12 protein-coding genes and 3 riboswitches are annotated in these 15,363 nt (G+C 64.0%); of the genes, 2 read left to right on the top strand and 10 right to left on the bottom strand.

Annotated elements, in window-relative coordinates:
- Positions 1-2: 2 nt before the first annotated feature.
- From FA94_RS11595 to FA94_RS11585, 3 genes are all read right to left on the bottom strand, one after another.
- Positions 3-3,125, bottom strand: coding sequence for an MdtB/MuxB family multidrug efflux RND transporter permease subunit (locus FA94_RS11595; RefSeq protein ID WP_035551045.1), 3,123 nt, complete (start codon positions 3,123-3,125; stop codon positions 3-5).
- 18 nt (positions 3,126-3,143) lie between these two features.
- Entirely contained in the window at positions 3,144-4,547 is a 1,404-nt protein-coding gene (locus FA94_RS11590) for an MdtA/MuxA family multidrug efflux RND transporter periplasmic adaptor subunit (RefSeq protein WP_081935875.1), read from the bottom strand.
- 360 nt (positions 4,548-4,907) lie between these two features.
- Positions 4,908-5,744: an IclR family transcriptional regulator gene (locus tag FA94_RS11585; RefSeq protein WP_035551040.1), complete on the bottom strand. Its 837-nt coding sequence runs from the start codon at positions 5,742-5,744 to the stop codon at positions 4,908-4,910.
- A gap of 564 nt (positions 5,745-6,308) precedes the next feature.
- On the opposite strand from FA94_RS11585, the gene FA94_RS11580 reads away from it, so the two are divergent.
- A complete protein-coding gene (locus FA94_RS11580; RefSeq protein ID WP_051980532.1) occupies positions 6,309-7,271 on the top strand; it encodes a DUF1571 domain-containing protein in 963 nt (320 codons plus the stop codon).
- 60 nt (positions 7,272-7,331) lie between these two features.
- Here the strand turns inward: FA94_RS11580 and mntP are convergent, their stop codons facing one another.
- The 5 genes from mntP to FA94_RS11555 form a co-directional block, all read right to left on the bottom strand.
- Complete coding sequence (mntP, locus tag FA94_RS11575; RefSeq protein ID WP_035551038.1) at positions 7,332-7,898, bottom strand: manganese efflux pump MntP; 567 nt, start codon at positions 7,896-7,898, stop codon at positions 7,332-7,334.
- A gap of 6 nt (positions 7,899-7,904) precedes the next feature.
- Positions 7,905-8,078, bottom strand: a riboswitch (yybP-ykoY riboswitch).
- 79 nt (positions 8,079-8,157) lie between these two features.
- Positions 8,158-9,066, bottom strand: a complete 909-nt coding sequence (locus tag FA94_RS11570; RefSeq protein WP_035551034.1) for a cation diffusion facilitator family transporter — start codon at positions 9,064-9,066, stop codon at positions 8,158-8,160.
- Positions 9,067-9,095: 29 nt separating this feature from the next.
- Positions 9,096-9,686, bottom strand: coding sequence for a TMEM165/GDT1 family protein (locus FA94_RS11565; RefSeq protein WP_051980531.1), 591 nt, complete (start codon positions 9,684-9,686; stop codon positions 9,096-9,098).
- A 14-nt stretch (positions 9,687-9,700) separates the two neighbouring features.
- A riboswitch (yybP-ykoY riboswitch) is annotated at positions 9,701-9,884 on the bottom strand.
- 126 nt (positions 9,885-10,010) lie between these two features.
- Entirely contained in the window at positions 10,011-10,391 is a 381-nt protein-coding gene (gene crcB, locus FA94_RS11560) for a fluoride efflux transporter CrcB (RefSeq protein WP_035551031.1), read from the bottom strand.
- Between the two features lie 80 nt (positions 10,392-10,471).
- Positions 10,472-10,532: riboswitch (Fluoride riboswitch) on the bottom strand.
- Between the two features lie 53 nt (positions 10,533-10,585).
- Positions 10,586-11,773: an ammonium transporter gene (locus FA94_RS11555; protein WP_035551028.1), complete on the bottom strand. Its 1,188-nt coding sequence runs from the start codon at positions 11,771-11,773 to the stop codon at positions 10,586-10,588.
- 409 nt (positions 11,774-12,182) lie between these two features.
- Here FA94_RS11555 and FA94_RS11550 point away from each other — a divergent pair, with 409 nt between their 5' ends.
- Positions 12,183-13,958 carry a sensor histidine kinase gene (locus tag FA94_RS11550; protein ID WP_035561879.1) on the top strand — a complete coding sequence of 592 codons (1,776 nt, stop codon included), beginning with the start codon at positions 12,183-12,185 and terminating at the stop codon, positions 13,956-13,958.
- A 69-nt stretch (positions 13,959-14,027) separates the two neighbouring features.
- On the opposite strand, the gene FA94_RS11545 is transcribed toward FA94_RS11550, so the two are convergent.
- Both FA94_RS11545 and FA94_RS11540 read right to left on the bottom strand, forming a co-directional pair.
- Positions 14,028-14,354, bottom strand: coding sequence for a hypothetical protein (locus FA94_RS11545; protein ID WP_035551025.1), 327 nt, complete (start codon positions 14,352-14,354; stop codon positions 14,028-14,030).
- Positions 14,355-14,556: 202 nt separating this feature from the next.
- Positions 14,557-15,138 (bottom strand): DJ-1/PfpI family protein, encoded by a 582-nt coding sequence (locus FA94_RS11540; protein ID WP_035551022.1) that lies wholly within the window; start codon positions 15,136-15,138, stop codon positions 14,557-14,559.
- Positions 15,139-15,363 lie beyond the last annotated feature (225 nt).

Below are 15,363 nucleotides of genomic sequence, written 5' to 3'. Positions count from 1 at the left end.
GCTCAGTTCCCTGCGTCGGTGGCGGGCGGAGTAGGCTTGCCACGGTTAAATCGTTCACGCGCGCGACGGCCGAGCGAGTCGAACGCGAGGTAGATCACCGGCGTGGTGAACAGCGTCAGCAACTGGCTGACGATCAGACCGCCCGCAATCGCGATACCCAGCGGCCGGCGCAGTTCCGAACCCGCGCCCGTGCCGAGCATCAGCGGCAGCGCGCCGAGCAGGGCGGCGAGCGTGGTCATCAGAATCGGCCGGAAACGCAGCAGACACGCCTGATAGATCGCCTCGCGCGGCGGCTTGCCTTCCTCGCGTTCGGCGTAGAGCGCGAAGTCGATCATCATGATCGCGTTCTTCTTCACGATACCGATCAGCAGCACGATGCCGATAATCCCGATGATGTCGAGATCGTGCCCAGTGATCAGCAGCGCGAGCAATGCGCCGACGCCGGCGGAGGGCAGCGTCGACAGAATCGTGATCGGGTGGATAAAGCTCTCGTACAGCACGCCGAGCACGATATACATCGTGACGATGGCCGCCAGAATCAGGAACAGTTCGTTCGACAGCGACGCCTGGAACGCCAGCGCGGCGCCCTGATAACGCGTCTGGAACGACGCCGGCAAGCCGATGTCCTTCTGCGCCTGGTCGATCGCCTTGACCGCGGCGCCGAGCGACGAGCCCTGCGCGAGGTTGAACGAGACGGTCGTGGCGGGGAACTGGCTCAGGTGCGTGACCAGCAGTGGCGCGGGCTTCTCGGTGAAGCGCGCGATCGACGACAGCGGCACCTGGCCGCCCGACGACGTGGAGGAGGGCAGGTAGATCGAATTCAGCGAGTCGGTGTAGTGCTGCATCGACGGCTGGGCTTCCAGGATTACGCGGTACTGGTTCGACTGCGTGAAGATGGTCGAGATGATGCGCTGGCCGAACGCGTCGTACAGCGCGCTATCCACGGTGGCCGGCGTGATGCCGTAACGCGACGCGGTGGCGCGGTCGATCTCGATGTAGACCGACTGGCCGTTGTCCTGCAGATCGGTCGCGACGTCGGCGAGTTCGGGCGATTGCTTGAGCCGGTCGACCAGCTTCGGCACCCACGTGGTGAATTCGCTGATATTCGGATCGGTCAGGATGAACTGATACTGCGTCGGGCTGACGGTTGCATCGATCGTCAGATCCTGCACCGGCTGCATGTACAGCGACGCGCCCGCGATATGCTGCACATCTTTCTGCAACTGCCGGATCACGTCGCTCGCGGTGTTGCTGCGGTCGTCGCGCGGCTTCAGGTTGATCAGCATGCGGCCGCTGTTCAGCGTGATGTTGCTGCCGTCCACGCCGATGAACGAGGTCAGGCTTTCCACGTCCGGATTCTTCAGGATCTGCGCGGCGAGTTCCTGCTGGCGCTCGGCCATCGACGCATACGACACCGACTGCGGCGCCTGCGTGATCGCCTGGATCACGCCGGTGTCCTGCACCGGGAAGAAGCCCTTCGGAATGAACACATACAGCACGCCGGTCAGCACCAGCGTCAGCAGCGCGACGAACAGGGTGGAGCGTTGCCGGTCCAGCACCCACGTCAACGCGACCGCGTAACGCGCGATCACCCAGTCGATCGAACGGTGCGCCTTCGCTTCGAAGCGATGGCTCTCGTGCGGCGGCGTGTGGCGCAGCAGCTTCGCGCACATCATCGGCACGAGCGTGAGCGACACCACCGCCGAAATCACGATCGTCACCGCCAGCGTGATCGCGAATTCGTGGAACAGACGGCCCACCACGTCGCCCATGAACAGCAGCGGAATCAGCACGGCGATCAGCGACACTGTCAGCGAAATGATCGTGAAGCCGATCTGCTTCGAGCCCTTCAGCGCGGCTTCGAGCGGATCTTCGCCTTCTTCGACGTAACGCGCGATGTTCTCGATCATCACGATCGCGTCGTCGACCACGAAGCCGGTCGCGATGGTCAGCGCCATGAGCGACAGGTTGTCTAGCGAGAAGCCGCACAGGTACATCACGGCGAGCGTGCCGATCAGCGACAGCGGCACCGACAGACTCGGAATGATGGTTGCGTAGACGTTGGCGAGGAACAGGTACATGACCAGCACCACCAGCACGACCGACATGGCCAGCTCGAACTGCACGTCGCGCACGGAGGCGCGGATCGTGGTGGTGCGGTCGGTGACGATCTGCACGTCGAGCGCGGCGGGCAGCGATTGCTGCAATTGCGGCAGCAGCGCCTTGATGCTGTCCACCACCTGGATCACGTTCGCGCCCGGCTGGCGCTGCACGTTCAGAATGATTGCGGGCGTACCGTCGACCCACGCGCCGAGCTTGGTGTTCTCCGCGCCCTGCACGATGGTCGCGACGTCGGTCAGCATCACCGCGCGACCGTTCTTGTAGGCGATCACGGCGCTCTTGTACGCTTCGGCGTCGGTGAGCTGGTCGTTCGCGTTGATCGTGTAGTTGCGCGTCGGGCCGTCGAAGTTACCCTTCGGCGTGTTGACGTTCAGGTTCGAAATCGTGGTGCGCAGATCGTCCAGATTCAGACCGTACGCGGCGAGCGCGCGCGGGTTCGCCTGAATCCGCACGGCAGGGCGCTGGCCGCCCGACAGGCTCACCAGACCCACACCCGCGACCTGCGAAATTTTCTGCGCGAGACGCGTGTCGGCCAGATCCTGCACATCGGTCAGCGGCATCGTCTTCGACGTGATGGCCAGCGTGATGATCGGCGCGTCGGCCGGATTCACCTTCGCGTAGATCGGCGGCGCGGGCAGGTCCGACGGCAGCAGATTGCCCGCCGCGTTGATTGCGGCCTGGACTTCCTGCTCGGCGATATCGAGCGGCAAATCGAGGCTGAACTGCAGCGTGATGATCGACGAACCGGCCGAGCTTTGCGACGACATCTGATTCAGCGACGGCATCTGCCCGAACTGCCGTTCGAGCGGCGCGGTCACGGACGAGGTCATCACGTCCGGGCTCGCGCCCGGATAGAAGGTCTGCACCTGGATGGTCGGATAGTCGACTTCGGGCAACGCGGAGAGCGGCAGGAAGCGCAGCGCGACGAGACCGACCAGCATGATCGCCGCCATCAGCAGCGCGGTGCCGACGGGACGCAGAATAAAGGCGCGGGATGGATTCATGCGGTAAGTGCTGTGCCTTTATTGCGAGTCTTGCGTCGCGTGTTTGCGATGGTGTCCACGCGTGCCGGATGCGCCCGAGGCCGCGGCTGCGCCGCTTGCACCGTGTGCGCCCGACGCGCCGCGCGGCTTGTCGGCCGGAATCGTGATCTTGGCGCCTTCCTTCAGGCGGTCCGAACCGTCGATCACCACGCGCTCGCCGACCTGCACACCGGACTTGATGCTGGTGCGCTCGCCGTCCACCGGGCCGACCTTGACCGGGCGCACGGTGACCGTGTTGTCCGCCTTCACGACGTAGACGAACTGGCCCATCGAGCCGTTCAGCACGGCGGTAGTCGGCACGATCACCGCGTCTTTGATCGTATCGACCAGCAGGCGCGTGTTGACGAACTGATTCGGGAACAGCAGGTTGTTCGGGTTCTGGAAGTTCGCGCGTAGCTTGACGGTGCCGGTGGTGGTGTCGATCTGGTTATCCAGCGTTTCGAGCGAGCCGCCTTCGAGCGACGTGGTATTGCTGCGGTCGTAGGCCGTGACCGACAGCTTCGCGCCCGTCTGGGTCTGCTGGAGGATCTGCTGCAGGTTGTCTTCGGAGGTCGTGAAGATCACGCTGATCGGCTGCAACTGCGTAATCACGACGAGGCCATTGGTCAGGCTCGGCGTCACGTAGTTGCCCGGATCGACCTGGCGCAAACCGACGCGCCCCGACACCGGCGCGGTGATACGCGCGTAGATCAGGTCGAGCTTATAGGTATCGATGTTCGCCTGGTCGGACTTGACCGTGCCTTCGTATTGCCGCACCAGCGAGGCTTGCGTATCGACCTGCTGACTCGCGATCGAGTCTTGTGAAAGCAGCGTCTGATAGCGCTTCAGATCGAGGCGGGCGGTTTGCAGCAGCGCCTGGTCGCGGGCGAGCGTGCCTTGCGCGTTTTCAAGCGAGATCTGATACGGGCGCGGGTCGATCTGGGCGAGCACGTCGCCCTTCCTGACCATCTGGCCTTCCTTGAAGAACACGTTCTGTAGCACGCCGCTCAACTGCGGCAGCACGGTGACGTTGGCCAGCGGAGTGACCGTGCCGAGCGCGGTCAGCACCACCGGCATTTCGCCTTGCGTGGCGGTGGCCACGTGAACCGGTTGCGCCAGGTTGGCCATGGCCGCGCCACGGCCGCCACGACCGCCGCCGCTGGCGCCACTGGCGCCGGCTGCTCCGCTTGCGCCGCCGCCGGGACCGCCCCACGGATGCCAGCGCCACAGCACGACGCCGAGGATCACCAGTGCCGCCACGATCAGCGCGATGTTCCGGCCGCGATGCCGCTTGACCGCGCCGGGCGCGGAGCCGGGCACATGCGCTGGGCCGCCGGTAGTGGACGGTTGGGAGGCCGGAGTAACAGGGCGAGTGGTTTCCGAATGCTTTTGTTGTTCGTCCATCGGTTCGGTCTGGTGGCTGGCTTTGAGGTGAGCCGCTCGCGCGGTCGAGCCGCTTCGACTACAGGCGGACCGGCACGCGGGCGTGACAGGCGGTTTCGACAGCGGGAGCGCCGTGCTTGTTCTGCGCGATGCTACCCGAGGCGCGGGACAAAGATGTTAACGCAATGCGGCGTCAATAAACGGTAGCCGGATGTTATCGAAGGGGATAACGCCCAGCCGGAGCCGCGGCCCGCGACGGGAATGCATGATCCTACGTCGTGGGCTCTGTAACAGTCCACCGGCGTTTTTTTCGTTTGATTACGAAGGTTACAGGATGTCTTGACGTTGTCACGGTCACCGGCCGGCGAGTGCCGCGGTGTATCAGGTGTCGAGCCGGCGCCCCGGCGTGCCGCCGATTTCGAGCATGATGTGTTCGACGCATTCGAGCAGGGCAGGCGCCGCGCGCGAAATCAGCCAGTCGCGCGGACACTGGTCGGCGGAGCCGCCGCAATTGACCGCATAGCGCTCACCGGACGGGCCGGTGAAGCCCAGTGCAATCGCGTTCAAGCCGTTGTGCCATTCGCCGGTGGCGATCGCGTAACCGCGTTCGATGGTGTCCTCCAGCGCCGCGTCAAGTCGGCTGCCGACGTGGCCCCAGTCGTCGCCTTCGGCGGCCTGCAGGCCGATCAGCAGCTTGTCCCGATCTGCGGGTGCGAGTGCGGCCAGATAGGCGCGGCCGATGGCGGTGCGGCTCAGATTCATTCGCGAGCCGATTTCGAGGCGCGACACGAGCACGGCCGAACGCGGACGGATCGCGTCGATCACCACCATGTCGAGACGGTCGCGCACGGCCAGATGCACGGACAGCGCGGTGCGTTCGGCGAGTGCGATCAGGAACGGCCGCGCGCGCGCCCGGATATCGAAGTTGCGCAGAAAGCCGTTGCTCAACTCCAGCACCGACGAGGTCAGCACGAAGCGCTCGCTGTCCGGCAGCCGGAACAGAAAACCCGCGCCGACCAGCGTGGCGGTGATGCGCGACACGGTCGGCTTGGGAATGCCGGTCAGTTCGGTCAGCTCGCGATTGCTGAGCGGCGCGTCGGCCGCGGCGACTGCGCGCAATACGGTCAGACCGCGGGCCAGCGCGGTGACTTCTTCGCTCGAACCGTCTTTGTCTTTCAGCGGATCCACGTCGGGCCGGGAGGGCTTAGGTCTGTTCATGTGGTTTTTGTGGAACTTTATTTCAGTTTTTTGAACACAGCCGCTTTGGCGACCGTCCCGAAAAGCGTCGTCAGGGAGCCCCAAAATGGGGCATCGACTGTATTTTTCATCAGAAGATTCATTGTATCGGAATATTTTGCCGGGACGAGCAGCGGCTCTTTAGATTTTGCTTGACTTAGTCAGCATAACCATAAAAAATGGAATCTCATTTCGAAAGACGGTTTCAGGTTCCGCATTTTGAAGTTCAGGAACCCGCCGTGGTCCGCGCAGTGTCTGGTCGAGTGTCTTCAAACAGTCCACCGTAACAGTCTGTGCCGTGCGTCCTTCTGGGCGCCGCATCGTTGGGTCAAATCTTTCGAATACCGTCTCTCAGGTTCTAGCACGGCCCTCGGAATGGCTAGAACTTTTTAAGGCGTCACGGCAACGTGACGCCTTTTTTTTCGCCTGTCGGATACGCGTGACATTTCCGGTAAGAGAGTTATTTTTAACCCCAGGGAATAATCGCGCGTGGCTGATGTTTAGTCGATAGGGCGTGCTGAATTCACGCACCCGGCGGAGAACCCGATGCGTGGTCATAGACGTTCCGGCAGTCGCGTTAAATCGGATCACGGTTTCATCGTCGTGGTGGCGATGTGCGTCGCGCTGCTGGTTTCGCTGACGGCGCGCGCCGCGGCCGCCGACGAGGTTCAACGCGTGGCGCCGGTCGCCTGCAATGACGAAGCGACGTCGGGCGCGAGCGGTGGTGATCTGGCCGGCTTCGCCTGTTTGTCCGCGGGGGAGCAGGCAAACGTCATCCGTGAACGCATTGACGACGGCACGCTCGGCGCCATGCCGGACTCGCGGCTGATTGCGCTGATCGACGCAATGAAGCCGGAGGCGATCGTGGCCTACACCCGCGTCACGATTGGCGCCGGCAGTTCGTACGAATACTGGATGCGGCGTCGCGAACGGGTGAACGGGAAATGGCCGACGCAAGCCGATCATATGGAGGTCTACTGTCAGGACAGTCCGCAACGCGTGTACGTCAAGTGGCTGCCGGATGGCGCGCATGCGGGGCAGGAGATCATCTACGACGAGACCCGCGACCCGACACGTTTCCTGGGACATTTTGGCGGTGCGTGGCACTTCCTGTCCGGCAGATTCCAGGTCGACGGCACGTTTGCAAGGACCCAGTCACGCCATAGCGTGCGCGATCTCGGCTTGCAGTTCGTCGTCCACACGCTCGAACACGAAGAGGGCAGTTTCGAAGCGGAAGGTCTGAGCGCCAAACCGTCCCGTGTCGAAGTCGAGACCGCGAACGGCAAGCGGCTGCTCGCGCTCACCTGGGACGCGCCAGACGGGCCACCCGCGCATTTCGCGCCACGCATGACGCTGACCTTCGATCTGCACCGCCCGCAACTCCACAGCGTGATCGCGGCGGAGGCGAGCGGCGAGCCGCTCGAAGAGATCGACTTCGAGCAAATCGTGCCTCATGCATGGACGGATGAAGCCTTCGATCCGCATAACCCGAGCTACGACTTTCGTTAGCGCCTCGTGCCCGGAAGCCGAGGCTCGACGTATGGTCGGAACACGCTGGTTCGAAGGCGCTCAGAGCAACTGCAAATGCTCGACGAGAATCACGCAGCCGATGCCGATCAACACCACGCCGCCCGCCATTTCCGCGCGCTTGCCGACCACGTCGCCGATCACACGGCCGAGCAGCACGCCGATCGTGACCATCGTCGCCGTGGCCAGACCGATTGCCGCCGCGGTGGAGTAAATGTTGACGTCGACGAAAGCGAGACCCGCGCCGACCGCCATGGCGTCGATACTCGTCGCGAAGCCCGTCAGCGCCAGCAACCAGAACGAGTGCGCGGCCGGTTTCTTTTCGTCGGCTTCGCTGGCCTTGAAGCCGTTGCGGATCATGCGGGCGCCGAGAATAGCCAGCAGCGCGAACGCGATCCAGTGATCCCACGCGGAAACATATTGCGCCGCCGCTTTGCCGATGAACCATCCGATCAGCGGTGTCAGCGCTTCGATTACGCCGAAGATGAGACCCGTGCGTAGCGCTTCGCGCCAGTGGGGACGATGCAACGTGGCGCCTTTGCCGATAGCGGCGGCGAAGGCGTCGGTGGACATGGCGAAAGCAAGGAACAGTGTGGCGACGGGATTCATGAAAGGAGGCGCTCAAGGTCGGGCGGAAACCGCGACACACCACGGCGCCCGACCGGTCGCGTGATGTGTCGATGGTCTTGCCAACCCAAGGGCTACCTGCACCACGGTCTGAGCGACCGAGAATGTTGACGCAGGCGCTTCTAAGCAAATAGAAGCCGGCTACTCCCCAAAGACAGCGGCGAGCATAGCATGATTGAAAGGCTTATGTAATGACGTTCGCGTGATCTCGTGCTCGCGATCCATCCGCAGCAGCAATGGGCTAGGCGACGAGGTCGTCCAGCCGTTCGTCCTTGATGCCCGCAGGCTCGAGATGGGCGACGACGTCGGCCGCCTGGAATAAACGCTGCACCGCTTTTTCGGCGTTGTCGCCGATCGTATGGCCTTCTTCGACCGTGAGCGATCCGTCGACTTCCACATGAAACTCGACGAAGAACCGGTCTCCGCCATTGCGAGTCCGCAGGTCGTGCAAGCCTTTCACGCCGTCGCAACCGAGCACCGCGGCTTCGATCCGCGCGCGGTCCGCTTCGTCGAGTTCGCGGTCGAGCAGTTGCAGCAACGCATGCGCCGCCATGCCCCGCGCATTCCACAGCATGTACACGGAGATGGCCAGTGCGCCGATGGCATCGGCACGCGTCCAGCCGAGAAAACGTTCGAGCAGAAGCGCGACCAGAACCGCGAGATTGACGGCCACGTCGGTCACATAGTGAGCCCGGTCGGCGGCGATCGCGGTGGAACCGGTGCGCCGGACCACGAGCGTTTGCATACCGACGAGTCCGGCCGCGATCACCGAACTGCCCACGATCACCCAGATGCCGAAGCCGGTCTGATTCAACGCCTGAGGCACGAACAGACGATGGATGGACTCCACGCCGAGTCCGAGCGCGGCACCTGCCAGCAGCAGCGCCTGGACAAAAGCGGCGACCGCTTCCGCCTTGCCGTGACCGTAGCGATGCCCGCGATCGGCCGGCCGCGCGGCATAGCGGACACCCGCGAACGTCACCGAGGACGCCACGACGTCCACCAGCCCATCGGCCGCCGAGGTCAGCAGGGAAATGGAGTCCGTTGCCAGCCATGCCCACACCTTGACGACGACCAGCCCCAGCGCGACCGCAAGCGCGATCACGGAGGCCATGCGTCGTAGTGCTTCGTCGGACATGCGTTCGGACATCGTGTCGGCCTCTCTAGCGGGACAGGGGATCAGAACATCGGGTGGGCGTCGGGGTAAAGCGCCGTGCGCAACGCCAGGCCACCGAGCACCACGAAGATGATCGCCGCCAGTATATGCACGGCCTTCGTCGGCAGACGGTCGGCGAACTTGTGTCCCAGATAGATCACCGGCACGTTGGCCAGCATCATGCCCAAGGTCGTGCCGGCCACCACACCGAAAAATTCGTGGAATCGCGCCGCCAGCGCGACCGTCACGATTTGCGTCTTATCGCCCATTTCCGCGATGAAGAAGGTGATCGCGGTCGTGCCGAACACGCCCATTGAATCTTTCATGGGGACGGTGTCGGCGTCGTCGAGCTTGTCGGGGATCAGAATCCACACCGCCATGACCGCGAACGACGCCACGACCGCCCAGTTCATGATCTCCGGCCGGATGACGCTGGCGAGCCAGGCGCCTAGCGCGCCGGAGCAGGCGTGATTGATCAGGGTCGCGGCAAACACGCCAAGTACGATCGGGATGGGTTTGCGATACCGCGCGGCCAGAACCAGCGACAGCAACTGGGTCTTGTCGCCGATTTCGGCGAGCCCGACCACGCTTGTGGAGACGAGGAATGATTGCATGGGGATTTTTTATAACCGGGCCGCACGGTCAATACACGATGACACGCACTCCCGCGACCCGGCTGGTGGGAGTGTGAGTCATCGGTCTTGCCAGGCGAAACGCTGCGCGCGCCATGACCGGTCTGGCGACCGGGCAAGTATGTTGACGCGAGCCCCTGAACATAAAGTCCAAGGCGGCTACTCCCCGAAGAGGGGCCGATTATAGCTGCCGGCTTGTGACCGGAGCAAGGCGTTTGGCCAGGTCGTGCGGCGCGTTCACTCGAAAGACGCCGCTCGCCGCGCGCTCCGTGCGCGTTTCAGTGCGCCGTTAGTTCGCCGTTGCCGTTAGCGCGACAGCAGCGAGACGGTGGCGATACCGAGCATGGTCATCATCAGCGACGCGCCGACGTGAAGGGCGATCTCGCCCGCCGCCCAGCCGAGCCGGCCGTCCTGCAGGCGTTGCACGACTTCCGCGGAAAACGTGGAGAAGGTCGACAGTCCGCCCATCAGACCCGTGATGACGAACAGTCGCCATTCCGGCGCGATCTGCGGCGCGCGCGCGAAACCGGCGACCGCGACGCCGATCACATAGCCGGCGATCACATTGGCGGCGAAGGTGCCGAGCGGCAGGCCGGTGAACAGGCCGTTCAGGCGGATGCCGAGAAACCAGCGGAATAGCGAACCGAGTGCGCCGCCAATGGCGACGGCGAGAATGGACCAATACATGGGAAGAGACCTGGCAAGACTGGAGTGTCGACAAACCGGGCGGGGCGGACGACGCGCGATGCCGCGTCCGCAATCATCCGGGCGTAGCAGGCATCATCAGCCCGAGGGCGGTTAAGGGAGAATGCCATCTCCAGCGCGCAAGTCTAACATCGGCGAATGCTGGTGGGGACAGGGTGGCGCAAGGCCGGCGCGTCTCACTCCGACGTCGCCGAGATCCGGTGAATCGACAGATCCGCACCGTTGTATTCCTCTTCCTGATCGAGCCGCAGGCCTACCGTCAGGCGAATCGCGCCGTACACCAGCGTGCCGCCGAGCGTCGCCACCGCGATGCCGCCCAGCGTGCCGACCAGTTGTGCGCCGAACGACACGCCGCCCATGCCGCCCAACGCGCGCAGACCGAAGATGCCCGCCGCGATGCCGCCCCATGCGCCGCACAGCCCATGCAGCGGCCACACGCCGAGCACGTCGTCGATCCGCCAGCGGTTTTGCACGCACGTGAACATATAAACGAACAGCACGCCGGCGATGCCGCCCGTCACCAGCGCACCCAGCGGGTGCATCAGATCGGAGCCGGCGCACACCGCCACGAGGCCGGCCAGCGGTCCGTTGTACGTGAAGCCGGGGTCGTTGCGGCCCGCGAGCCACGCGGTCAGCGTGCCGCCGACCATCGCCATTAACGAATTGACGGCGACGAGGCCGCTGATCTTGTCGACGGTCTGCGCGCTCATCACGTTGAAGCCGAACCAGCCGACCGCCAGCACCCAGGCGCCCAGCGCGAGAAACGGAATATTCGACGGCGGATGCGCGGCGATGCCGCCATCGCGATGGTAGCGACCGTGCCGCGGGCCCAGCAGCAGCACCGCCGGCAGGGCGACCCAGCCGCCGAACGCGTGCACCACCACGGAACCGGCGAAGTCGTGGAACGGCAGGCCGAACGCGTGAGTCAGCCAGTCCTGAATACCGAAGCGGCCATTCCAGGCAATCCCTTCGAAGAACGGATAGACGAAGCCGACCAGCACGAAGGTCGCGAACAGCTGCGGATTGAATTTCGAACGCTCGGCGATGCCACCCGACACGATCGCCGGAATCGCGGCGGCGAAAGTCAGCAGGAAAAAGAAGCGCACCAGCGCGTAGCCGTTATGCGCGGCCAGGGTTTCGGCGCTGCCGAAGAACTGCACGCCATAAGCGATGGTGTAGCCGATGAAGAAATACGCAATGGTCGAGACCGAAAAATCCACCAGAATTTTGACGAGCGCATTGACCTGATTCTTTTTGCGGACCGTACCGAGTTCGAGAAATGCGAACCCTGCGTGCATGGCCAGCACCATGGCGGCGCCGAGCAGAAGAAACAGGGTATCGGTGCCGGTTTTCAGACTTTCCATCGATGTGTCCCGCTTAAAGGCAAAAAGCGGGCAGTGGATGCAAGAAGTGGGCCAAATGAGTGCGTGACAAACGCATTGGCGGTGCAATGTCGCACCGGAATGGGCGAAATGCTGTGATCCGGCCAATCATGTGGTTGGACTACATGCACCTTGAACTACGCAATAAGCACGATTTAAGTGCGTTCAAGTTCGCGACAGGGCGTCATGGTTCAAAGTCGTGCATAACCTTCTAAATCGCTTACTTTGCCTTCAATAACCCCACGATTTATGCGCATTCGCTGCGCGCGCTGACGTCACCTGGCGGCTCAAGCCTGGTCGATGGCGTGGCCGCTTTGTTTCCTGTGCAAACGCCGACATAATGTGCCGTCCCGAGCACGATCTGCCGGCTACCGACTTCTACCGCGCACGCATGAGACTCACCACCAAAGGCCTGTTGCTGATCGCAATTCCGGCCCTCTTCGAACTGGCGCTTCTGTCCGGGCTGGTCAAGGCGCAGTCGGACGCGGCGCAAGCGGAGCGCTGGGCGATCCATAGCGAAGAAGTGCTGCGCCAGACCACCGCGATTCTCGATCCGGTGCTGGGCGAATCCGTGGCGCTGCGCGGCGCGGTACTCGCCAACGACACTCATTTCGTCACGCCGGTCATGGTGTGGATGGACGTCGATCGCCGTATCGATCAACTGGCCGAGCTGGTCGCCGACAACCCGGCGCAGGTCGAGCGGGTCGTGCAGGTGCGCCAGGCGGCGCAGGCGTATCGGCAATGGTCGGACCGCGTGCAGGACATGCTGCATTCCGGGCGACGTCGCGATGTGCTCGATCGTTTCCGCGACCTCGCGCCCGCCGACGTGCTCGATCGCTTCCGGCAGCAGGTGGCGGCATTCCAGTCTGAAGAACGACGCATCGACGCGCTTCGCTCGAACGCCGCGGAATCCGCGCGCGAACGTCAGCAGATTCTCGTGGTCGCGGCGGTGCTCGGCTCGTTGCTGTTCGTCGCGCTGGCCGTCTGGCTATTTACGCGCGGCGTGCGCGGCCGGCTCGCCGTGCTGTCCGACAACGCCGGGCGGTTGGCCGGCAATGAGCCGCTGGCGCCGATCGGCCCGGGCCGCGACGAAATCGCCCGGCTCGATCTGACCTTGCACGAGACCAGCCGGCGCCTGCTCGAAGCCGAGCGTATCCAGGTGCGTTTTCAGGCTGATCTCGCGCGCCGCGCCGGCGAACTCGCGCGAATCAACGAAACCTTGCGGCAGCAGACTCAGGAAAACGAAATGTTCATCTACAGCGTGTCGCACGATCTGCGCGCGCCGCTGGTGAATCTGCAGGGCTTCTCGAAAGAGCTGATCCGCGCGTGCGACGAACTGCGCGCGGCGGTGCGCGAGTCGTCGCTCGGCGCGGAGGCGCGGCAGCGTATCGAGCGGGTGGTCGACGAGGACATCGGCGAAGCGTTGCACTATCTGCAGACGGCCGTGCTGCGCGCGTCGCACATTATCGACGCGCTGTTGCGGTTGTCGCGCGTCGGCCGTGTCGAGTACCGGCAGCAGAAGGTCGAGGTGCGCGATATCGTGCCGCGCGTGATCGACGCCATGCAAGGCTCGATCCGGGCGCGGCATGCGCATGTCAGCGTGCATGAATTGCCCGCGGTGTGGGGAGACCCGACCGCGCTCGAGCAGGTGTTCGCGAACCTGATCGGCAATGCGGTGAATTATCTGGACCCGGCGCGCGAAGGCCGGATCGAGATCGGCACGACGGCAGCACCGCCGGGCGTCCACTCGCTACGAATCTTCTACGTGCGGGACAACGGATTGGGGATTCCGGCGGTCGCGTTGCCGCGGCTATTCAATGCGTTTCAGCGGCTGCACGGCAATACGGTGGCCGGCGAGGGCATCGGTCTGGCGCTCGTGCGCCGCGTGGTGGAGCGTCACGGCGGACGCGTGTGGGCGGAATCGAAAGAGGGCGTGGGCACGACGTTTTATCTGTCGCTGCCCGAAGCCGAGGCGAGGTCGGCGCAACTGGCTGCCGAGTCGCGCGTTGCGCCGGCTGCGGCCGCGGCCGCGCCTGGAGTTCAACCGATTCGCGGCTTGCGCGATCGGCCGCTGGATTTCGAGGGACGTGACCGCCCGAACCTGATCGTGAACGGTAGCGCGGCAAACCCTGTCGTGGATGCGAAGCCGGGCGTCAGCGCGGGCTGATGCGGCAAGGGCTCGCCCATGCAAGATGGGGCAGGCCGACGGCGGATAGAACGGGATTGGGCGTGAGCGTCAGCACGCCGTGAAAAGTCGCCGGGGTTTGAGCAGGCGGCGGCCGCGGATCGACCAGTAGCAACCGAACGCCAGCAGAATGACGACGCCCGCCAGGGCTTCGAGTGGTTCGAGATGGTGGCCGCCCAGGCCTTCCAGTGTGACCAGGCTGCGCTCGATAATCAGCAACGCCCCCCACAGCGAGCAGGCAGCCTGCGCCAGCAGACGTGTGCCGGCCAGACGCCGCGCGCGGTTCTCGCACGACCAGTCGGCCGGCGTGCGTGCGCAGAAGAAAATAATCGCCATCAACGTGACGGCGAGGATGACGATCCAATCGGTCAGTTCCATCGCAAGACCCTCCCTAGTCGATCGGCGACTATAGGAAGGCCCTCCGTTGAACACTATCGGACGAGTCTCAAATTTGGGATGGGTGGCGGCGAGCGCGAATTGCCGCATCGGGCAACGCGCTCGCCGCTGGATCGGCGCTGAAGTGTCGACGTGTCGACGTGTTGACGCTAACGTTAAAGCTCAGCGCCGCGCTCAGGACGGATCAGAGTTCGATCCGGGTGCCGAGCAGCACGAGGAATTGACGCAGCCATTCCGGATGCGCGGGCCATGCGGGCGCGGTGACGAAGTTGGCGTCGGTGATTGCCGCGTCGACCGGAATGTCGGCGTATTCGCCGCCGGCCATTTTCACTTCGGGGGCGCAGGCCGGGTAGGCCGAGATGCGCTTGCCGCGAATCACGTCGGCGGCGGCCAGCAGTTGCGCTGCGTGACAAATTGCCGCAATCGGCTTGCCGGCTTCGGCGAATTGCCGCACCAGTTCGATGACCTTCGGATTGAGCCGCAGATACTCCGGCGCGCGGCCGCCGGCGATTGCCAGCGCATCGTACTGACGCGGATCGGCGTCGTCGAACGAAGCGTTGAGCGCGAACAGATGGCCCGGCTTCTCGGTGTAGGTCTGGTCGCCTTCGAAATCGTGGATCGCCGTCTTGATGCGATCGCCCGCCTTCTTGTTCGGGCACACGGCGTCGACGATATGGCCGACTGCCTGCAGTGCCTGGAACGGCACCATCGTTTCGTAATCCTCGGCGAAGTCGCCAGTCAGGAACAGGATCTTCTTTGCTGCCATTGCATGCCTCCAATTGATCAACGCTACACATCGAACGCGGAAATACGCTTCGGGAGTCTACTCCAACGCGTTTGACAGAACCGCGACGGAGCCTGCAATTGACGTGAGCGATGAAGGTGGCGCGAGGTGGGGCCGCGTAGTGCGGGCCTGGTGCGGATGGGTGCGGTATGACTCAATACGCATCGTCGCCAACGCACGCTGAAGGTGGGACTGACGTCGCGTGCC

The sequence above is a fragment of the Burkholderia sp. 9120 genome (assembly GCF_000745015.1).
GTDB lineage: Bacteria > Pseudomonadota > Gammaproteobacteria > Burkholderiales > Burkholderiaceae > Paraburkholderia.
The sequence above is the reverse complement of the archived record's forward strand: the minus strand, read 5'-3'. Positions and strand labels throughout refer to the sequence as shown.